The organism is Ruminococcus flavefaciens, from assembly GCF_900119075.1.
Lineage (GTDB): Bacteria > Bacillota > Clostridia > Oscillospirales > Ruminococcaceae > Ruminococcus > Ruminococcus flavefaciens_Q.
The window spans coordinates 292,502-313,089 of the sequence record NZ_FPIP01000003.1; the positions used below are offsets into that span (position 1 = coordinate 292,502).

19 protein-coding genes are annotated in these 20,588 nt (G+C 49.3%); 18 read left to right on the plus strand and 1 reads right to left on the minus strand.

What is annotated here, in order from left to right; all coding sequences use genetic code 11:
• Window positions 1-1,116, minus strand: a complete 1,116-nt coding sequence (locus tag BT105_RS06260; protein ID WP_072299935.1) for a bifunctional chorismate mutase/prephenate dehydratase — start codon at window positions 1,114-1,116, stop codon at window positions 1-3.
• 321 nt (window positions 1,117-1,437) lie between these two features.
• Here BT105_RS06260 and ruvC point away from each other — a divergent pair, with 321 nt between their 5' ends.
• The 18 genes from ruvC to BT105_RS06350 all read left to right on the plus strand — a co-directional run bounded on the left by ruvC (window position 1,438) and on the right by BT105_RS06350 (window position 20,397).
• Window positions 1,438-1,929: a crossover junction endodeoxyribonuclease RuvC gene (ruvC, locus tag BT105_RS06265; protein ID WP_072299936.1), complete on the plus strand. Its 492-nt coding sequence runs from the start codon at window positions 1,438-1,440 to the stop codon at window positions 1,927-1,929.
• A 13-nt stretch (window positions 1,930-1,942) separates the two neighbouring features.
• Entirely contained in the window at window positions 1,943-2,566 is a 624-nt protein-coding gene (gene ruvA / locus BT105_RS06270) for a Holliday junction branch migration protein RuvA (RefSeq protein WP_072299937.1), read from the plus strand.
• Window positions 2,567-2,592: 26 nt separating this feature from the next.
• Window positions 2,593-3,327 (plus strand): enhanced serine sensitivity protein SseB C-terminal domain-containing protein, encoded by a 735-nt coding sequence (locus BT105_RS06275; RefSeq protein ID WP_242836600.1) that lies wholly within the window; start codon window positions 2,593-2,595, stop codon window positions 3,325-3,327.
• A 33-nt stretch (window positions 3,328-3,360) separates the two neighbouring features.
• Entirely contained in the window at window positions 3,361-4,401 is a 1,041-nt protein-coding gene (gene ruvB, locus BT105_RS06280; RefSeq protein WP_072300058.1) for a Holliday junction branch migration DNA helicase RuvB, read from the plus strand.
• A gap of 30 nt (window positions 4,402-4,431) precedes the next feature.
• Window positions 4,432-4,959, plus strand: coding sequence for a hypothetical protein (locus tag BT105_RS06285; protein WP_028514236.1), 528 nt, complete (start codon window positions 4,432-4,434; stop codon window positions 4,957-4,959).
• Between the two features lie 12 nt (window positions 4,960-4,971).
• Entirely contained in the window at window positions 4,972-6,330 is a 1,359-nt protein-coding gene (gene glmM, locus BT105_RS06290; RefSeq protein ID WP_072299938.1) for a phosphoglucosamine mutase, read from the plus strand.
• A 28-nt stretch (window positions 6,331-6,358) separates the two neighbouring features.
• Window positions 6,359-7,231, plus strand: a complete 873-nt coding sequence (locus tag BT105_RS06295; protein ID WP_072299939.1) for a class I SAM-dependent methyltransferase — start codon at window positions 6,359-6,361, stop codon at window positions 7,229-7,231.
• A 248-nt stretch (window positions 7,232-7,479) separates the two neighbouring features.
• Window positions 7,480-7,680, plus strand: a complete 201-nt coding sequence (locus tag BT105_RS06300) for a DUF6440 family protein (protein ID WP_072299940.1) — start codon at window positions 7,480-7,482, stop codon at window positions 7,678-7,680.
• Between the two features lie 9 nt (window positions 7,681-7,689).
• On the plus strand, window positions 7,690-8,541 hold the full coding sequence (locus BT105_RS06305) for an energy-coupling factor transporter ATPase (protein ID WP_072299941.1): 852 nt from the start codon (window positions 7,690-7,692) through the stop codon (window positions 8,539-8,541).
• A 39-nt stretch (window positions 8,542-8,580) separates the two neighbouring features.
• Window positions 8,581-9,444, plus strand: a complete 864-nt coding sequence (locus tag BT105_RS06310; protein WP_072299942.1) for an energy-coupling factor transporter ATPase — start codon at window positions 8,581-8,583, stop codon at window positions 9,442-9,444.
• A complete protein-coding gene (locus tag BT105_RS06315) occupies window positions 9,444-10,250 on the plus strand; it encodes an energy-coupling factor transporter transmembrane component T family protein (protein WP_072299943.1) in 807 nt (268 codons plus the stop codon). Before BT105_RS06310 ends, BT105_RS06315 begins: the two co-directional genes overlap by 1 nt.
• A gap of 45 nt (window positions 10,251-10,295) precedes the next feature.
• Entirely contained in the window at window positions 10,296-13,202 is a 2,907-nt protein-coding gene (locus BT105_RS06320; protein ID WP_072299944.1) for a YfhO family protein, read from the plus strand.
• Window positions 13,162-13,923, plus strand: a complete 762-nt coding sequence (gene truA / locus BT105_RS06325; RefSeq protein WP_072299945.1) for a tRNA pseudouridine(38-40) synthase TruA — start codon at window positions 13,162-13,164, stop codon at window positions 13,921-13,923. Before BT105_RS06320 ends, truA begins: the two co-directional genes overlap by 41 nt.
• A gap of 38 nt (window positions 13,924-13,961) precedes the next feature.
• Entirely contained in the window at window positions 13,962-15,125 is a 1,164-nt protein-coding gene (locus BT105_RS06330; RefSeq protein WP_242940098.1) for a DUF5711 family protein, read from the plus strand.
• 67 nt (window positions 15,126-15,192) lie between these two features.
• Window positions 15,193-16,089 (plus strand): CvpA family protein, encoded by an 897-nt coding sequence (locus BT105_RS06335; protein WP_072299947.1) that lies wholly within the window; start codon window positions 15,193-15,195, stop codon window positions 16,087-16,089.
• A gap of 66 nt (window positions 16,090-16,155) precedes the next feature.
• Entirely contained in the window at window positions 16,156-18,513 is a 2,358-nt protein-coding gene (locus BT105_RS06340) for an ATP-dependent Clp protease ATP-binding subunit (RefSeq protein WP_177243940.1), read from the plus strand.
• Window positions 18,503-19,207, plus strand: a complete 705-nt coding sequence (locus BT105_RS06345) for a cohesin domain-containing protein (protein WP_072299948.1) — start codon at window positions 18,503-18,505, stop codon at window positions 19,205-19,207. Before BT105_RS06340 ends, BT105_RS06345 begins: the two co-directional genes overlap by 11 nt.
• Before the next feature lie 62 nt (window positions 19,208-19,269).
• Window positions 19,270-20,397 carry a DUF4317 domain-containing protein gene (locus BT105_RS06350; RefSeq protein WP_072299949.1) on the plus strand — a complete coding sequence of 376 codons (1,128 nt, stop codon included), beginning with the start codon at window positions 19,270-19,272 and terminating at the stop codon, window positions 20,395-20,397.
• Window positions 20,398-20,588: the final 191 nt, after the last annotated feature.

Genomic DNA, 20,588 nt, shown 5'->3' on the forward strand with positions numbered 1-20,588 from the left:
TTATTCGGATTTGAATGTGCCTATGCAGCGGAAGTTGTTGAGATTCTCCTCAAGGTCGCGGAGAACTGCCTTAACGCTGTCGTCCGAGAGCTTTCCGCTGAAATCGAGGAAGAACATAACGTCGAAGCTTCCGTCACGGATAGGACGGCTCTCGATCCTCAGCAGGTTCATGCCGTTTACGTAGAATTTTGTCAGCAGACGGTAAAGACTACCCTCTGTGTGGGGGATAGTGAGCATTACGGAAACTGCGTTCGAATCCTCGGCTACCTGTAAGTCCTTGGAAATAATGATGAACTGGGTGCGGTTTATGGTGCAGTCCGCGATATCACGGGCGATTATCTCAAGTCCCAGCTTTTCTGCGCATGATGTGGAGCAGATAGCAGCGATAGGCTCGTCGCTTCTCAGCACCTTTTCCGCAGCCGTAGCGGTATTGCTGTACTCGTGCTTTTTGAGCTTGGTCCTGCTGAGGAACACCTCGCACTGTGAAAGAGCCTGTCTGTGGGAGTAAACACAGGTGATATCCTCTAATTTAGTGCCTTTTTTAGCGGCGAGACAGTGGTCGATCTCCAGAGTCACCATTTTCACTATGTAGAACGGATAATTTGCCATAAGGTCGTAGGTGCTGTCCACAGAGCCTGCGGTGGAGTTCTGAACGGGAAGAACGCCGTAGTCCACCTCTCCTGCCTGTACAGCTCTGAATACCTCCTCGAATGAGGGATAGAATGTGAACTCTCTCTTGCCGAAGACTTTTTCGGCAGCAGCCTCGGAATTAGCGCCTGATGTGCCCTGACAGCCTATTTTCTTTGCTCCTGCAAAATCGGGAGCAGTATAGCTGTAATCATTGGAATCCGAAAGGATAGTGCGGTTCTGGAGAATCTTGCTGATATCCATGATATTGGTAAAGAGTGCAGATGTGCCGTTTTCAAGCTTTGGGTTATTGGTAAGAGCCTTGATACGGTCGATTATCTCCTGCTCGCGTCCGCCCTGAAATACAGGCATTTTGTGCTCCTTCTTGTAGTCGGCAACTCCCTTGCAGAGCTCCATGCGCTTCAAAAAGAGCGCAAGTATCTTGCTGTCGATGTCATCTATGCCGTCTCGAAGCTGTTTAAGATCCATATAAAAAATACCTCCAAAAAAGTGAGTAGTGAGTAGAAAGCAGAGAGTAGAATTGCCTGAGTACAGCAAGTTAAGGTGCTGACTTGTAATATTTTAAATACTGATTACTATTTTCTACTTACTACTTACCGGATCTAACGGCGAAGCTGTTAAATCCTCATATTGATATACCTCACATATTATAGCATTTATTTTTGTAGAAATCAATAAAAAACGGATAAATATATTGCAATGGCTACTTGTTTTATGTTATAATAATACAGTATATAGTGAGTAACTATGACCATACGAAACTTTTAACAATTTTTAAGGTAAAAAGCATTGAAAAAAGTCAGAATATTGGGGATAGACCCCGGTTATGCCATAGTCGGATTCGGAGTTCTGGATTATGACGGCGTAAGGTTCACCCCCATTGAATACGGAGCAGTGCTCACCGAGGCAGGAACGCCATTTCCCGAGCGCCTCAGAGCCATTCACGAGGATATCGAGTTCATATTCAACAAATTCGCTCCCGACTGCATGGCTATCGAGCGGCTCTACTTCACCACCAACCAGAAAACGGCGATAGACGTTGCACAGGCGCGAGGTATCACCGTATTATCGGCGGCAATGAGGAATATTCCCGTTTCGGAGTATACTCCATTGCAGGTGAAGCAGTCCGTAGTAGGCTACGGAAAGGCTGAAAAGAAGCAGGTCATGGAGATGACCAAGCAGCTTCTCGGACTTGCACAGATACCCAAGCCCGACGACGCGGCGGACGCTCTTGCAATAGCTATCTGCCACGGGCACAGCACCAGATTTGATTTCAGATAAAGGAAACAGGACAATGATATACAGTGTAAAAGGCAAGCTCATAGTGAAGGAACTGGGCTTTGCGGTAATAGAATGCGGCGGTGTTGGCTACGGCTGCAAGACCTCCTACAATACGGTATCACAGCTGGGAGAGCTTGGCAGCGAGGCTATGCTGTACACCTACCTCTACGTGAGAGAGGACGTGGTGGAGCTTTTCGGCTTTGCCACATTGCAGGAGCTCAACTGCTTCAAGCTGCTCATATCCGTATCGGGCGTAGGTCCGAAGGCGGCAACGGCTATCCTCTCAGACGTTACTCCCGAGAGATTCGCTCTGTTGGTAGCTTCGGGAGACAGCAAGGCTTTCACCAAGACCAAGGGCATAGGAGCCAAGACAGCTCAGCGCCTTGTGCTTGAGCTCAAGGACAAGATATCCTCTGAATCCATAAGCGGCAGCATAAGCAATGACGCTGCGGAGCTTTCGCATATCGCGGCAGGAGCAGCCTCATCATCTGTAGCAGAGGCTCTCGAAGCACTTATGGTGCTTGGCTATTCTCAGGGCGAGGCAGCACCTATACTCAGTAAGCTTGACCAGTCCCTGAGCACACAGGACCTCATAAAGGAAACATTAAGACTCATGGCGGCAAAAAATATGCGCTAAATATATAAGCAAGGAAGGTTATTGTTATGATGAATCTTGACGAATTGCTGAAAGCGGCAATAAAGGATCCCTCACAGCGTTCGCTGTTCTTACAGACGCTGATAAAAAGCGATGTCTATGTCATCTGCAAGAATCCCGTAAAGCAGGAGCGCGACAGAGCTGAGGGCGGTATCCAGCTGGAGCTTATCACCACCCAGAATCCCGACGGCGATATTTTTATCCCGTTTTTCACAAGCTATCGTGCGCTTCAGCAGTTTGCAAAGCGCTACGTTGACTGCTACAAGATAAACTGCCTGAGACTTTTCGACCTGATACAGTCCGTATCGGCGGTTCTCAACCCCAATTCCTACGGCAAGGAGTTCTCGTCACAGGAGATAAAGAGCATACTGATGATTGCCCGAAACCTCAAGATAAAGGCTATCTCCTACAACGAGGCGGATATAATCAGCTACCGTCCCGTAGAGCACTCCGTAAGCCATATCACAAGGGCTGCAAGCAAGTTCCTTTCCAAGCAGCCTAACGTTGACCGCGCATTCATCATGGAGATGATAAAGGGCTGCGAAAAGCCCCAGATACTCATGGTGCTTGATATGATGGGCAGCACAAGAAAGCTCTTCGTGCCGCTGTCAAAGTACCTTTCCAAGACCGTAAAGGCAAACGAGCATCTGTGCTTCATCAGCTATGAGCAGGACATGGGCAAGAAGGCGGCTGAGACTGTAGAGCCCTTCTATGTCCGCAAGAAGAGATTTTTCGAGAAATAATTCAGAGGTGTTTTTTTGATACAGACAGAGGATATGGAGTTCGCTCCGAGGATAATAACTCCCGAGAATACCACGGAGGACAGCGATGTCGAGATAAGTCTCAGACCGCAGACTCTCCACGAGTATATCGGTCAGGACAAGGTCAAGGAAAACCTCGCCATATATATCGAGGCTGCAAAGCGCAGGAGCGAGCCGCTTGACCATGTGCTGCTGTACGGACCTCCGGGACTGGGAAAGACCACTCTTTCCTCAATAATCGCACATGAGCTGGGAGTAAACCTCCGCGTTACCACAGGTCCTGCCATTGAAAAGCCGGGAGACCTGGTATCGCTTCTCACCAGCCTTTCCGACAACGACGTACTATTCATAGACGAGATACACAGACTGTCCCGTGCGGTAGAGGAGATACTCTACCCTGCACTGGAGGACAGAGTAATAGATATAATCATCGGCAAAGGTCCCTCCGCACGTTCAATACGCATGGACCTGAAACCCTTTACCCTTATCGGAGCCACCACCAGAGCAGGACAGCTCTCGGCGCCTCTCCGTGACCGTTTCGGCGTTATACAGCGCTTGGAGCTGTATACCAAGGAGCAGCTCACGGATATCGTCCGCAGGAGCTCCATGATACTGGGGATACCCTGTACCGCAGACGGTGCGGCAGAGATAGCAGGCAGGGCAAGAGGTACGCCGCGTATAGCGAACCGACTTCTCAAAAGAGTCAGGGACTTTGCAGATGTAATGGGCAACGGACAGATAACACAGGAGATAGCTTCTATAGCTCTCAGCCGACTGGATATCGACGCATTGGGACTTGACGGTCTTGACAGGCGTATGCTTGAAATGATAATCAAGGGCTACGGCGGCGGACCTGTCGGACTTGAAACTCTCGCTTCGGCAATAAACGAGGAAAGCGTTACACTTGAGGATATATGCGAGCCTTTCCTCATGCAGCTGGGATTCTTAGGGAGAACTCCACGCGGCAGAGTTGCTACCCGTCTTGCTTATGAGCATCTTGGCATAGCAGCTCCCGAGCAGACTGCATCTGCCGATGAGGGGCAGATGAGCTTCTGAGGCTTCTCTCATTTGGGGAGATGAGTATTTATGTTTGGTCTGGCTTCATGGAAATACAATCTGAAATACAACACAGAACGGGTACAGCAGCCCGAATTCGGAAAAATGATAAACGGACAGGGCATGGGGCTGGTCTCAAAGCTTCGCTACGGCATTTGTCCCATGAGCTTCAACGGCTGTGAGGTCATAGCAGTGCATAATGCTCTGGTTTATCTGAATATGCCGCAGAAGCTTACGGAGGTAGCCTTCTATATGGAACGTTTCCGCCTTCTCATGGGCTTTTTCGGTTGCAATGTGTATATGCTGGGCAGGGCTCTGGCGCATTTTGAGGCGCTGTGTCCCCGTATAAAGAGCATTGACGGCGCAGAGGCGTTCATAATCACTTTCTGGACAAAGCAGCCCTTTCTGTCGTCTATCCATACGGTGTTCTGCGTAAAGACCGCGGGGGGAATAAAGGTCTATAACCGCTACAACAACGTGGATACCACGTATTTATGCGCAAATGTGGAGGAAATAGCAGGAAAGCGGCCTCCGATAGCCATATACAAGATAAAATAAGGAGACTATTCAATGGCAAAATTGTTCGGGACCGACGGTCCGAGAGGTATTGCGGTGACCGACCTCACCTGCGAGCTTGCCATGCAGACGGGAAGAGCCGCTGCACTGGTGCTTGCGAAAAAGGGCGGCGGAAAAACTAAAATACTCATCGGCAAGGATACGAGACTATCCTCAGACGCCCTTGAAGCGGCTGTCTGCGCAGGGATATGCTCCGTCGGTGCTGACGCCGAGCTTTTAGGCGTAGTGCCTACCCCTGCTGTGGCTCACCTCATAGGCACCCACGAGGCAGACGGCGGCATTATGATATCGGGCAGCCATAACAGCGCCGAATTCAACGGCATAAAGATATTTTCATCAAAGGGACATAAGATCATGGAGGACGCCGAGGATGAAATAGAGCGCCTTGTGCTTTATGCTCCCGAGGAGATAAAACTCTGCTCCCATGAAGATGTGGGCAGGGCCATACACTGTGAAAACGCCATAGACGAATACATAAGCTATATAAAGGAGATAATCTCCGACGACCTCAGCGGATTCAAAGTCGCACTGGACTGCGCAAACGGCTGCGCGGCGTATACCGCCGAGAAGCTGTTTACCTCTCTGGGAGCTGAGGTGCTGGTCATAGCTGACAAGCCCGACGGGCACAACATAAATAAGGACTGCGGCAGCACACACGTACATCATCTTATGGAGTACGTTGCGGAAAAGGGCTGCGACTGCGGACTTGCCTTTGACGGTGACGCAGACCGCTGTATAGCCGTTGACGAGCTGGGACAGCTCATAGACGGCGATAGGCTTATCGCTATATTCGCCCGAAGCATGAAGGCTCAGGGCACTCTCGATAATGACGCAGCGGTGGTAACTCCCATGAGCTGTCTCGGACTGCGGAAATACGCCGCAGCCAACGATATAAGGCTGGTCAGCTCGGGAGCAGGCATCCGCTACGTGCTGGAGCGTATGCTGGAGGGCGGCTACAAGCTGGGCGGCGAGCCCAACGGACATATCATCTTCCTTGACGACGCAGGCACAGGTGACGGACAGCTGGCAGGAGCTCGTTTGCTGAGCATAATGAAGCAAAGCGGCATGAAGCTCAGCGAGCTTGCAGGCGATATGCCTGCATATCCGCAGGTGAAGCTCAACGTCAAGATACCTACACACTACAAGGAGCTCTGGAAAAACGAAAGGAACGTTACCGACCTCATCGAGGAGTACGAAAAGGAGCTTGGCAGCGAGGGCAGGATACTGGTGCGTGAAAGCGGAAAAGAGCCAATAGTCCGTATAATGACCGAGGGGAAAGACTTCGGGCGCATAAACGACATGGCAGTTGAGATAGCTCAGCGTATAAAGGAAAGCTGCGCGTTCAGAGCATGAGCGCGATGAAATATAAGGAGCATTTATTTTGAGAACAGCAAATAACTGGAAGGACTATAAGATATTAGATACATCGGACGGCGAAAAGCTGGAAACATGGGGCGGCGTAAGCCTTGTGCGCCCCGATCCCCAGATAATCTGGAAGACCGAGCGCACCGATCCACTGTGGAAAACAGCCGACGGACACTATCACCGCTCAAATCAGGGCGGCGGCAAGTGGGAGTTCCGCAAAAGACTGTCCGAGTCTTGGAATATAAGCTACGGCGACCTTACCTTCAATATCCGTCCCACAGGCTTCAAGCACACGGGACTTTTCCCCGAGCAGGCTGTGAACTGGGATTTCATGGCGGATAAGATAAGGAATGCAGGCCGCGAGATAAACGTGCTGAACCTGTTCGCTTACACAGGGGGAGCTACCCTAGCCTGTGCAGCGGCAGGTGCTTCTGTGTGCCATGTTGACGCTTCAAAGGGTATGGTGCAGTGGGCGCGTGACAACGCGGCAGCTTCGGGACTTACCGAAAAGCCTATCCGATGGATAGTGGACGACTGCGAGAAGTTTATCGCCCGTGAGATACGCCGCGGCAGAAAGTATGACGCGGTCGTCATGGATCCCCCAAGCTACGGCAGAGGTCCGGGAGGCGAGGTCTGGAAGCTTGAAAACTGCGTTTATGACCTTGTGAAGCTATGCTCGGGAGTTCTCTCCGACGATCCGCTTTTCTTCCTGATTAACAGCTATACTACGGGACTTTCACCCTCGGTAATGGGCTATATACTGGGAACAGTCCTCACGGATAAATTCGGCGGCAGCGTAAGCTTTGACGAGATAGGACTTCCAGTAAAGTCAACGGGAATGACCTTGCCCTGCGGCTCCACTGCGATCTGGCAAGCTGAGCCAGCTTGACCGCTTCCACGTTGACGCTCGTAAACTCGCTTACTGTTATAAAAAACGATGATCTTACATCGCTTACAGCACTTAATGATATGTAGGGGCGAACAGTGTTCGCCCGAGAGTAACGATGTAATTTTAAATGACCAACTGTAGGGTAGCCCGCCCTCGGGCTACCGAGAATGATGAAATGATATTATGTATCAATTGTAGGGACGAATATTGGGCGTCCGAAACAATGTTTTTATGATATAGGAGAAAAAATGGGAAAAGAAGAAAGATTTGTAAGGATATACAGTCAGAGAACCGCATTAAGAGTGACCGAAATACTTGTTGATACTGTAACAGGGGTAAATTATATGTATCACGCATGGACAAATACAGGCGGTCTTACGGTAATGCTTGACAAGGACGGCAAACCTGTGGTCTCGTCTCCTGACGAGATAAAAGCAATGAAGAAATAAAGGGGAAATATGGAAAATATAATCGAAATAAAAGGTCTGCACTTTGCCTATGACGCCGACGACGAGGAAAAGAAGTCCGTCGAAGTCCTCAAGGGCATAGACCTTGACATAAAGCAGGGGGAGTTCGTAGCGGTGCTCGGGCACAACGGCTGCGGAAAATCCACCCTTGCCAAACATCTGAACGCTATACTGCTCCCCACCGAGGGAACTGTCATAGTGGACGGCATAGACACAAAGGACGAGGACAAGCTTTTCGAGCTCCGTCAGAGGGCAGGAATGGTGTTCCAGAATCCCGACAACCAGATAGTTTCGTCTGTTGTTGAGGAGGACGTGGCATTTGCCCTTGAAAACCTCGGCGTACCCTATGAGGAAATGCGCCGACGAGTGGACGAGAGCCTCAAAGCCGTGGGTATGTACGATTACAGGCTGCACTCGCCAAGTCAGCTCTCGGGCGGACAGAAGCAGCGAGTGGCTATCGCAGGCATTATCGCCATGCAGCCCAAGTGCATAATCCTCGACGAGCCTACTGCTATGCTGGATCCGCAGGGACGAAAGGAAGTTCTTGCCACAATACATCGCATGAACCGCGAGCAGGGCATAACCATAGTCCTCATCACACACTATATGGACGAGGCTGCGGACTGCGACCGCGTTGTGGTCATGGACAAGGGACAGGTAGTTCTTGACAATGTCCCTGAGAAGGTCTTCTCACAGGTGGAAAAGCTCAAGGCTATCGGGCTTGACGTGCCGCAGGTAACAGAGCTTGTCTGGGAGCTCCGCAAGGCTGGCTGTGATATCTCTCCCGAGATAATCACGGAAAAGGACTGCGTGGCGGCGATAGAAAGGCTGTTTAGCAACTGAGTACATGGTACTCGCAAAGGAAAGAAAAGGAGAATAGAATTGGCAATCCTTGAAACACAGGAGCTTACATACACCTACAGCGTTGGTACACCCTTTGAAAAGACCGCTGTAGACCATGTGAGCCTTAAAATAGAAGAGGGCGAAATGGTAGGCGTCATGGGGCATACAGGCTCAGGCAAATCCACGCTTATACAGCATTTCAACGGACTTCTCAAGCCCACGTCGGGCAAGGTGCTCCTTGAAGGCAAGGACATCTGGGCTGACAAGGACAAGATACGTGACGTCCGCTTCAAGGTGGGACTTGTTTTCCAGTACCCCGAGTATCAGATATTCGAGGAGACCGTCTACAAGGACATCGCCTTCGGTCCCAAGAATATGGGACTTGATGAAGCTGAGATAAAGCGCCGCGTATATGAGACAGCCCATGATATCGGGCTCAAAGAGGAGCTTCTCGAACGCTCTCCCTTTGAGCTCTCGGGCGGTCAGAAGCGCCGCGTTGCCATCGCAGGCGTAATGGCTATGGAGCCCAAGGTGCTCATACTGGACGAGCCCACCGCAGGTCTTGATCCTGCGGGACGAGACAAGATACTCGACCACATCAGGCGCTATCACGAGCGCACCAAGAATACAATACTCATAGTTTCTCACAGCATGGAGGACATAGCCACATTTGCGGACAAGATACTTGTCATGAGCAAGGCTAAGCTCTTCTGCTACGACGAAACGGTCAATGTCTTTGCAAGAGCCGATGAGATATCAGATATCGGTCTTGACGTACCACAGATAACAAAGGTCTTCGGAGAACTCAGGCGCAGAGGTCTGGACTTCGGCAAAGAGGTCTATACAGTGGGCTATGCCCGCGACCTGCTTCTGAAGCACCTGAAGGACAGGGAGGTACGCTGATGCTGAGAGATATCACCATAGGACAGTACTTCCCCGGGAACAGCATTATCCACAGGCTTGATCCCCGATTCAAGATAGTAATAACCCTGCTCTATATCATCATGCTCTTTTCGGGAGGGCATTACATCTGTCTCCTTATAGGAGCTGTGTATACCTTCGGAGCTATACTCCTTTCGGGCATACCGATGAAGATGTTCTGGAAGAGCGTGAAGCCCCTTTTGCCGTTCCTGCTCATAACAGCAGCGCTGAATCTGCTGCTCATGGGTACGGGAGAGGTGATTTGGCAGTGGAAATTCCTTAAAATAACCGAAAACGGACTGAATACCAGCGTATTCATGGTCATCAGGATAGTGCTCCTCATTATGGGAAGCTCCCTGCTGACCTATACAACGTCCCCTATAACACTTACAGACGCTATCGAGCGGCTGCTCTCGCCGCTGAGAAAGATAAAATTCCCTGTACATGAGCTTGCTATGATGATGTCCATTGCGCTCAGATTCATACCAACGCTCATCGAGGAAACTGACAAGATAATGTCGGCACAGAAAGCCCGTGGAGCCGAAATAGACACAGGAAGCTTCACGACGAGAGCAAAGAACCTCATATCCATACTTGTGCCCCTGTTCATATCCGCATTCAGACGTGCGGACGAGCTTGCCACAGCTATGGAGTGCCGCTGCTATCACGGCGGTGAGGGCAGAACAAGACTGAGACAGCTCAAATCTGCTCCGAGAGACTATATCGCACTTGCCATAACCGTTCTTTTCCTTGCAGGAGTAATAGTTCTTGGCATTATACTGGGATAACAGCTCTTGGTAAGATATTACAGATAAAAACAAGAAAGGACAGAGATGAACAAAGAAGAAAAGCGAGCCGCCGCCCGACTTCGCTGGGAGCGGTTCAAGAAGGGAAAATTCTACTGGATACTATACGAAAAAGGCATACTCTATTTTATTCTGTCATTCCTTATCCCTTTCAGCATACTCTGGTATGCTTTCGGGAGCTATGGGATACATCCCTTCGGAGACAGACAGATACTTGTAGTTGACCTCTGGCATCAGTATTACCCGTTTTTTCGCGTAGTGCGCGAAAAGCTGATAAACGGCGGTTCGTTCCTCTACTCATGGGAAAACGGACTGGGCACCAATTTCCTTTCCCTTATTTCGTACTATGCAGCAAGTCCGCTGAACTGGCTGTCGGTATTCTTTGACGACGACCACGTCCGCGACGCAATGACATTTATCCTGAGCTGCAAGATAGGCTTCGCAGGAGCGTTTTTCAGCACTTTCCTGCGGTATACCTACAAGCGCAAGGATTTTTCAATATGTATGTTCTCGGTGATGTACGCCCTTTGCAGCTATACGCTGGGCTATTACTGGAACGTTATGTGGTTCGACACAGTGGCGCTTTTCCCGCTGGTAATGCTGGGTATCGTAGCGCTCTGCCGCGAGGGAAAGTGGAAGGTCTTCACCATAGCGCTCATGCTTTCGCTGGTGGCTAATTACTATATCGGCTATTTCACCTGTATTTTCTCGGTATTTATGTTTGCTTCTGCGAGCATAATAGAGTGTAAGGGCATAAAGGACTGGTTCAGGAAGCTTTTCCTGATGATACGCTCGTCAATTATCGGAGTAGGTCTCGGCGGCTTCATGCTGCTGCCTGCGTACTTCGGTCTGAAGCTGACCTACAGCGCCAACAACACCATGCCGAGGGATATATCCTTTTACGAGGACTGGAGAAAGATATTTGCACATCTTCTCTCCTATGACGCGCCCACAAAGGTTGACGGACTGCCGAACTTTGCCTGCGGAATGTTAGCGGTACTCCTTTTCGGAGTATTCCTCTTCTCATTCGGCATAAAGATAAGAGAAAAGATATCATCGCTGCTCATGCTGGCGCTTATCGCCGTGAGCTGCAATATGAATATCCTCAACTTTATCTGGCACGGCTTCCACTTCACCAACCAGATACCATACCGCTTCGCCTTTATATTCAGCTTTGTGCTGGCGGCGGCGGCATACAGAGCCTACGACATCATACTTTCAAGGGGCATAAAGATATACCAGCTTGTGCTTATGGTCATAGCTCCCGTGGCGGTGGTCGTGCTCAATTACTATGCAGCAGGGAAGAAATTCGAGTTTGACGGTGCGCTGAGAAGCTCTGTTATCATAACGGGAGCATTCTGGCTCATATTCATAGCGGCGAAGATATTCCCGTTCAAGACGCCGAAAATGCGCAACGCCATGATGACGCTGGCACTTGCGGCGGCATTATTCAGTGAGTTTGTAAGCAATGCGCAGATAGGCGCCAAAACTGTTGATAATACAAGCTATAACGATTATCCTACAAGATATGAGGAGGTAGAGGAGCTTCTCGAATGTACGAGAAAAACGGACAAGTCACTGTTCTATCGCACCGAGATGTCCCAGACCTACACACTCAACGACAGCGCACTCTACGGGTACCGCGGTCTGTCGCAGTTCTCATCGTCGGCTAACGTTTCCGTTACCACGCTGTGCAAGCGCTTGGGACTTTACGCTTCCGAGGCTGGCAACAGATACTACTACAGAACGTCAACTCCCGTGGTGAATTCCCTTATGGGAATAAAATACATCATCAAAAAGGACGGCGAGCTCAATTCCGAGGAATGGGTGCTCGAAAAGATACAGACTGCGGACACGACGAATCTCTATGAGAACCGTTATCCGCTGGCGCTGGGATTCATGGTGGACGAGAATATTCTCAATATGGTGGATAACAGCGGCGCCAATCCCTTTGAGTACCAGAACGAGCTTATCAGATGCGCCACAGGCGTTGAGGAAAAGCTTTTCGTAGCACAGCCCGTTGCTCTTGCAGAGTATGACGGACTTGAGGTCACCAAAAACGGCTACGGAAACTACACCTTCCAGAATGAGACCGACCAGCCTACGGGCAGTGCCATTTATACATTTGACTGTATCGACGGCAGCTACCTCTACGGTTATGCAAACGGTACGGGCGGAACCTGCGACTCGCTTGAGATAAAGTGCGGCGACGTCCTCATAGACTCGGGCAAGCTCATTGACAGCTACCCCATAGTTTTCCCAATGGGAAACGGACAGGGCGGCGAGAGCTCCACAGTCAGGATAATCTCCAACGAGAAGCATAAGTCGGGCAATTTCAAGATAATGGTATATGCTTTAAGTCAGGATACCTTTGAAAAAGCCTACTGTGCGCTCGCAGATGAACAGCTCCGCATAAAGCGCTTCAAGGATACCGATATACTGGGCTCTGTTGAAGCAAAGCGCGACGGGATAATGTTCCTGTCGATACCCTATGAAAAGGGCTGGAGCGTATATATCGACGGCGAAAAGGCAGAGACCTTCAAGCTTTTGCAGGCTGTGCTGGGCGTAAGAGTCACCGCAGGCAGGCACGATATCGAACTGAAGTATACTCCCGAGGGCTTCCCTCTGGGTGTTACTATATCTTTACTCAGCTTTGTGCTGTTCGTATTCTGTATCGTCTGTGACCGCAGACGCAGGATACGCCGACAGACGCTGGCAGCTGAAGCTGCGGCGGCTAAGGCAGCGGCAGAGCAGGAGGAAAATCCCTACAGGCAGGGAGCTGCTATCTATGACCAGCTTGGTATCCCCGATCCTATGGATATAATCGGACGGGTAGAGGATTCCGAGGTAGTGCTCTATGACGGCAGCGAAACGGCTGAAAAGGAGGCGGATAATGCGCAATCTGAAAGTGATGATAGCCTACAGAGGCACTAAGTACCACGGCTTTCAGCGGCAGAGCAATGCCGTGACCGTGCAGGAAACTCTCGAAGCCAAGCTTTCAAAGGTGCTCAACGAGCCTGTGACCATAACAGGCTGCTCGCGGACGGATACGGGAGTCCACGCCAATATGTTCTGCTTTAATGTGAAAACCAGCAGCAAAATAAACTGCCTCGGCTTTTGCAGGGGCGTAAACGGCGAGCTTCCCGACGATATATCCATTCTCAGCTGCGAGGACGTGCCTCTTGATTTTCATGCGCGGTTCGACTGTAAGGGAAAGGAGTATGTCTATAAGATACATTGCAGCGAGTCGAAAAATCCCTTTGCGGCAGACCTTATGCTGCATTACAGGAGAAAATTCGACATAGAGGCTGCAAGGAGAGCTTCTCAGTATTTCGTGGGAACACATGATTTCTCTTCGTTTTGTGCCGACTGCACAAATGTTTCAACCACTGTGAGGACGATTTATTCCTTCAGAATAGAAAATAGTGGAGATTCTGTGATAATGCTTGTAAAAGGCAACGGTTTTTTGTATAATATGATTAGGATAATGGCAGGCACTCTTTTGGATGTCAGCGAGAAGCGCATAGCTCCTGATGATATACCTGCTATTATGGAAGCAAAGGACCGCCTTAAGGCGGGCAGAACAGCTATGGCTCACGGGCTGTATCTGAACCGAGTGTTCTACAGCGAAGAGGAGCTTCTGAAAGATACATAAAAAGGAACAAGGATAAGGAGGTGCCGAGCGTGCCTAAAATGTACGACGCCGACGACATCGTCGATCAGAAGAATCGAAAAAGGCGGCGGAAAAGGCTGAGACGGTTTTTGACGATACTGCTGGTTGCAGCTCTTGGTACGGGACTTTATTTTACCCGTGACAAGTGGTATAATAAGCTTAGGGGAATAGGTGAACAGTACAGAACTATTGTAAATACAGGCCAGCTGGCAGAGGGAAACTTCCCGATAGAGGTCAGCGGCGGCGGCGATTATCAGCTTGTCTCATCAGGCAAGAAGATGATCGTGCTAAGCGATACATACACCTACTTTTATGATACTGACGGAAATCTTTTGAAGCGTCGTCAGCATACTTACACCAATACGGTGCTTCGCGCAGCAGGCGGAAAGGCTCTGCTGTACGAACAGGGCGGAAATGAATTCAGCGTCGAGGACGATGAACAGATCCTCTACACTAAGACATTCGCCGATAAGCAGATCCTGTTTGTCAGGATCAGCGACGAAGGCTATACAGCCGTGGTCACCACTTCGGAGAACTACAGCTGTGAGCTGGAGGTATATGACAAAAGGGGAAATGGCATATACAAAAGACAGTGTATCGAAAAGGTCAGCGACCTCAGCTTCATAAACGGAAGCAAAGGCTGCGTGCTGAGCTATATCTCAGCTGAAAACGGTCAGCTCGTTACAAATGTTCAGGAAATAAGCTTTACTGAAAAAGGAGAGAAATGGACCTCTCCCGGTCTTAATACTGTCGGTCTTGACGTTTACGGCTTCGGCAGCGGAGCTTTCGTCTTTGGCGCAGACGCCTGCGGTTATATTGACAGCAGCGGTCAGATAAGTTCCTATTACTCATATGACGGCAAATGCGTTGCAGGTGCAAGCGAAAACGGAAACTCAGCAGTAATCGTAAACAACGAGGACAGAAGAAAGTATGTTATGGCATTGTTTACAGGTTGTGATTCAGAGCCCCTTATCGTAGAGCTCAGTGAGCCCTCGGTCGATGTTGCCATATACGAGGACCTTGCCTATGTAATGTGTCAGGGCAATATCAAAGCCTATGATTTCAAGGGCGGACTTCGCTCTATCGCGGAGGTAAGCGATTCCTACACGGGCTTTGTACGCAATGAGGAGCATATTTTCCTGAAGGGCTATAATAAAATAGACCGTATAGACTATGAAAGCTGACCATGCACTGTGAATATTCTAATTCTCGAAGGGAGGCTGCGCCGTTCTCTTGACAGGCGCATATAGTATGGGTGTACAATTCTGGTGGTTTTACGATGTTATCGCAGTTGCTGTGGTACTCGTCAGCATTTTCATTTCAGTCCGCAAGGGACTTATGAAGGCAGTTGCAACTCTGATAGGACTTGTTCTTTCTGCGGTGATCGCTTTTTCAGCAGGCGGTCCTGTTGCAGAGCTTATGTATGAGCAGTCGGAAAAGAGCAGCAATGTCAAAAAGTATGAATTAAGTCTGGAAAGTGTGGACTTTATCAGCGATCTTGGTAATCAGCTCGAAACTCTCGGTTATAATATCAGAATAGACAGCGATGAGCTGAGAAAAGCTTTTAACGATGAGAACGATCCCGAAAAGAAGATATACAAATACGTCAATAATATAAACAGTAAGAAGGTCGATGAAGAAAGCATCTTTATCAATAAGCTCCATGAGAGCTATGCTGTTGTTATCAGCAATTATATCGCAAAGAAGAGTAACGCATATTCTGCTGAATATGGCGCAGAGGAAATAAGAAAGCACCCTGAAAAGACATATGAGCTCGCAGAACTCCTTGACGATCAGGATACAAAGCGTCCTGCGGCGCAGTATGTTTCCGATACTTTCCTCAAAAAGCCATATATGACGCAGACTAAGCTTTTAGTAATGGTGATCATTTTTGCAGTGGGAGCTATTATTTCTGTTGTGATAGGCATTTCCGTAGGACGCAAGCACGGTCCTATGGGCGGATTGGTAGAAGGTGTCATAAGCGGTATCCTTGGTATCGCAGTAAGCGTTACTTGCATAATTTTTATTGCATTGCTGATACGCTTATATGTAGTGATGGGAAACGACAAGATGTTGTTCTTCAATCACGAGGCCATAGAAAGTACTTATGTATTCAAGTATTTCTATGAGTTTATCTCAGGGCTCTGATAAGCCCTGAAAAGTCTGCCTTGGGGGGTGGACTATCATTGAATAACTTACAGGAGGAACTGCCTGATGATAATGTGCAGTAAATGCAAAAAAAGGCCTGCGGTGGTGTTCATCACCTCTGTTCAGGGAAGCGAAAAGAAAAACGAGGGACTCTGCCTCTCATGTGCAAGATCACAGAATATCCCTCAGATAAAGGAGTACATGGATAAGCTGGGTATAACCGACGAGGAGCTGGATCAGCTCTCAGACCAGATGATGGGTATGCTGGACGGCGACAGCTTTGAAATGGGCGGTTCGGGCGTACTTCCTGATTTTATCACTAATATGTTCGGGGGAAATGACGGCGACAGCTCAGGTGACGACGCAAGCAAGGGCGGATTTGATCCGAGAAATATTTTCGGCAGTCCGCGCGGAAGCTCAGATGATGATAAGTCATCGGGCAGCAAGGACAAAAAGAGCAGTATCTTCGGGAAAAAGGACAAAAAGCCAAAGGAACCAAAGTTCCTCGGAAGCTACTGCACCAACCTATCTCAGAAAGCCGCTGACGGCAAGCTGGACGCTATCATCGGCAGAGATGACGAGATAGCAAGAGTTATCCAGATACTTTCAAGACGTACCAAGAATAACCCCTGTCTTATCGGTGAACCGGGTGTTGGTAAGACAGCTATTGCAGAGGGTATAGCTCTGCGTATAAACGAGGGCAATGTGCCCTTCAACCTTGCGGATAAGAAGATATACCTCCTTGACCTTACCGCTCTTGTTGCGGGAACTCAGTTCCGCGGACAGTTCGAGAGCCGTGTAAAGGGACTTGTTGACGAGGTAAAGCGCGAGGGCAATATCATACTCTTCATCGACGAGGTGCATAATCTCGTGGGTGCAGGAGACTCCGAGGGCTCGATGAACGCCGCAAATATCCTGAAGCCTGCCCTTTCAAGAGGCGAGGTACAGGTCATAGGCGCTACCACCTTCGGCGAATACCGCAAGTATATCGAAAAGGATTCCGCTCTGGAGCGTCGTTTCCAGCCCGTTACCGTAAACGAGCCCACTATTGAGGACACAGTGAATGTCCTTGTAGGGATCAAGAAATACTATGAGGAATTCCACAGAGTACACATCTCCGACTATCTGGTAAGAGTATGCGCTGTACTCTCAGAGAGATACATCACAGACCGTTTCCTGCCCGATAAGGCTATCGACCTGCTGGACGAGAGCTGTGCATATGCTTCCATACGCTCACCCGAGATAGGCGATTATGAGAAGTTCAAAAAGGAGATCGCTGTAATGGAGGATATGGAAAAGTCCATATCCGAGCAGGAGGAAATAGACTATCAGGCTCTTGCCGAGATCAAGGGCAAGCTCATTCACGCCCGTGAGAAAGAGGAAGAGCTCAAAGAAAAGGCTGACAACGTAAACGTCGTGGAATCCGACGTTACCAAGGTCATCGAGCGCTGGACGGGTATACCTGCAAGCAAGATAGCCGAGAACGACTTCCTTAAGATAGCAAGGCTTGAGGAATCACTCAAGAAGCGCGTTATCGGTCAGGACGAGGCTGTAGGCGTACTCACCAAGGCTATCAAGCGCACAAGAGTACAGCTCAGCAAGCGCCGCAGACCTGCTTCGTTCATTTTCGTAGGTCCTACAGGCGTGGGTAAAACAGAGCTGGTAAAGGTACTCTCAGAGGAGCTTTTCGATTCACCCGATCCGCTTATCAGACTTGATATGACCGAGTATATGGAGAAGCACTCCGTTGCACGTATGATAGGCTCGCCTCCGGGCTATGTTGGCTATGAGGAGGCAGGACAGCTCACCGAAAAGGTGCGCCGCAAGCCATACTCCGTAATACTCTTCGACGAGATAGAAAAGGCTCACCCCGACGTTATGAATATCCTTATGCAGATTCTTGACGAGGGCAAGGTGGACGACGCCCACGGAAGAGCCGTAAACTTCGCAAATACCATAATCTGTATGACCTCGAATGCAGGCTCTACGGATAAGAGCATAGGTGTGGGCTTCAACCGCACCACCGATGAGATAACCAAGGATAAGGCTATGAAGGGACTCCGCGATTTCCTGCGCCCCGAGTTCATCAGCCGTATCGACGAGATAGTGGTATTCAAGGACCTCACCAAGGAGGACTACGCTAAGATAGCTGCCCTCAACCTTGACGAGATGAAGGAGCCTCTTGCAGAGAAGAATATCGAGCTTGGCTATTCAGAGGCAGCTCTGGAGCTCATTGCCGAGAAGTCCTTCGGAAAGCCCTACGGCGCAAGAGATATCCGCCGTGTTATCCGTCAGGAGATAGAGGATAAGGTAGCCGATATCATCATCGAAAAGGCTTCCGAGATAGGAAAGATAGAGATATCTGCCAAGGACGGCGAACTTGTCGTCAAGGGCAGAAAGGAGAAAGCCAAAAATGAAGCATAAGTTTACTGCGGCTGTTATGGCTGCTGCCATGGCTGCCGCAGGTCTTACGGGCTGTATGGAGAAAAAGCAGCCCTCTTCCTCGAATAAAAGCACAGAAACTGCCGTGACCACCTCAGCCGCAGAGAATAACTCCACTCCAAAGGGCGAGTTCATCTCAGAAAGCATGGAACTTATAAAGCTGAAATACGCAGACGTTCCCGACCTTGAAAGCGGTCCTGAACTGAAAATAAGCGATACCAGCGCAAAACCGGGCGAGATAGCCAAGGTGACTGTGTCGGTGACAGGTGCAAAGGACAAGTGGGGTATGTGCGGTATACACGTTACCTATCCCGAGGAGCTGGAATGTCAGGTCGAAGACGAAGTGGAGTATAATGCCAAGTATGAAATGGGCAAGGCTATCGCAGGCAATTCAGGCTTTGTGGCTATGGATTGGCGTAAGAATCTTGACGATGAGCTTGTCAGTGCGCACAGACAATCCTTCTTCTTTACAACAATGTTCACGGAACCGCACGGCGGCGACGGCGATATAGCAACTTTCTTCCTGAAAGTCCCTGATGACGCACAGCCGGGTACGGTTTACAATATAGGCTTCTATTATAAGGATTCAGATATGTTCCGTGACCTTGAGGGAGACCTTGCATTCGAGAAATACGCCTTTACCCATATGACAGGCGGTACTATCACTGTTAGATGATAATACACAAGGAGCTGTGATGTTAGTCACAGCTCCATTTTACACAGGAAAGGGAAAACACAATGAATAAAAAAGAAACAGCAGAAATAAAGAAGAATTTTTCCGATAAGAGCGGATTTTTTATTATGGAGCGCGTCCTTACGGCTTTTATCGACGCAGAGAAGAATCTCCGATACCACAATGTCAGCTCATGTCTCACCATGCCTGTTGAGGAGCACGACGTATACGACGAGACGCTGAAAAAGGTCCTCAATACAAACGTGGGCAAGGCTTTTGTGGAGTACGAGTTCCCAAACGAGGCTTACGACGAGGGACAGCCGCAGAATATCCTCTACACACTTCTCACATCTGAGCTTAAAGATGAGACAGCCTGTGAGGATTTCCTCAACCATATCGCTAATAATATCGCATATACAGGACCTTTTGCTGTAATTACGGCTTACTGTACATACACTATCCGCAAAAAGGACAAGAATGACGAGTTCGCAGAGGGAGAGGACGAGATATACCGCTATATCCTTACGGCTATCTGCCCCGTAAATACAAGCAAGGACGGCTTTGTGTTCGACAGCTTCAACAACGAGATAACCAAAAAGGTCAACACAGAGCTCATTATCAGCAAGGCACCGTCGGACGGCTTCCTTTATCCTGTATTCAGCAACAGGAGCTCCGATATCAACCACGTTATGTACTACACCAAGAACATCAAGTCGCCTAACGTATCCGTTGTTGAAAATGTTCTCGGCTGTACATTTATTATGTCAGCAGAGAGCGAGAAGAACAGCTTCCAGAGCATACTAAAGAATGTCGTAGGCGATGACCTTGACTATATGCTCATCAAGACCGTAAACGAGAAGATACAGGAAGTCGTTGAGGACAACAAGGAGGACACCGACAGGGTAGTCATCGACAATGCAAGGCTCAAGGATATCCTTGTTGATGTGGGACTTCCCGAGGAGCGCGTGAACATGGTGGAGCCCGTATACGAAAAGGTCTGCGGCAACGCACCTCTTACAGCGGCTAATCTTGTGGAGACCAAGACCGTGCTGACTTCGCCGGGAATCACTGTGAATATCAAGCCTTCTGCGGCTGATAAGGTACGCACCAGCGTAGTCGAGGGCAGAAGATGTCTCCTTATCGACATTGACGATCCCACTATCGAGATAAACGGACTGCCTGTTACACTTTAATGCGCAAACACATAGGCGGTCATTGAACCCCTTTTCTGCTTACTAACGGGCGCACATTGTGCGCCCCTACAGCTAACGGCTAAAAAAGCTCCCTCACATAACCATGATACTCATATAGAAGTTTTATAATTATTATTGAGAGAACCCCTTTTGAAAAAGGGGCTTCTCTCAAACTCTCTCCCTAAAACTTT

Excerpts from the sequence above, each read along its gene's own strand:
- ruvB (WP_072300058.1), top strand. The coding sequence starts at position 3,361 with ATGGAGTTCGCTCCGAGGATAATAACTCCCGAGAATACCACGGAGGAC.
- glmM (WP_072299938.1), top strand. The coding sequence starts at position 4,972 with ATGGCAAAATTGTTCGGGACCGACGGTCCGAGAGGTATTGCGGTGACC.
- BT105_RS06260 (WP_072299935.1), bottom strand. The coding sequence starts at position 1,116 with ATGGATCTTAAACAGCTTCGAGACGGCATAGATGACATCGACAGCAAG.
- BT105_RS06275 (WP_242836600.1), top strand. The coding sequence starts at position 2,593 with ATGATGAATCTTGACGAATTGCTGAAAGCGGCAATAAAGGATCCCTCA.
- BT105_RS06305 (WP_072299941.1), top strand. The coding sequence starts at position 7,690 with ATGGAAAATATAATCGAAATAAAAGGTCTGCACTTTGCCTATGACGCC.
- BT105_RS06335 (WP_072299947.1), top strand. The coding sequence starts at position 15,193 with ATGGGTGTACAATTCTGGTGGTTTTACGATGTTATCGCAGTTGCTGTG.
- BT105_RS06350 (WP_072299949.1), top strand. The coding sequence starts at position 19,270 with ATGAATAAAAAAGAAACAGCAGAAATAAAGAAGAATTTTTCCGATAAG.
- BT105_RS06300 (WP_072299940.1), top strand. The coding sequence starts at position 7,480 with ATGGGAAAAGAAGAAAGATTTGTAAGGATATACAGTCAGAGAACCGCA.
- truA (WP_072299945.1), top strand. The coding sequence starts at position 13,162 with ATGCGCAATCTGAAAGTGATGATAGCCTACAGAGGCACTAAGTACCAC.
- BT105_RS06345 (WP_072299948.1), top strand. The coding sequence starts at position 18,503 with ATGAAGCATAAGTTTACTGCGGCTGTTATGGCTGCTGCCATGGCTGCC.
- BT105_RS06315 (WP_072299943.1), top strand. The coding sequence starts at position 9,444 with ATGCTGAGAGATATCACCATAGGACAGTACTTCCCCGGGAACAGCATT.
- ruvA (WP_072299937.1), top strand. The coding sequence starts at position 1,943 with ATGATATACAGTGTAAAAGGCAAGCTCATAGTGAAGGAACTGGGCTTT.
- BT105_RS06320 (WP_072299944.1), top strand. The coding sequence starts at position 10,296 with ATGAACAAAGAAGAAAAGCGAGCCGCCGCCCGACTTCGCTGGGAGCGG.
- BT105_RS06340 (WP_177243940.1), top strand. The coding sequence starts at position 16,156 with ATGATAATGTGCAGTAAATGCAAAAAAAGGCCTGCGGTGGTGTTCATC.
- BT105_RS06330 (WP_242940098.1), top strand. The coding sequence starts at position 13,962 with ATGTACGACGCCGACGACATCGTCGATCAGAAGAATCGAAAAAGGCGG.
- BT105_RS06285 (WP_028514236.1), top strand. The coding sequence starts at position 4,432 with ATGTTTGGTCTGGCTTCATGGAAATACAATCTGAAATACAACACAGAA.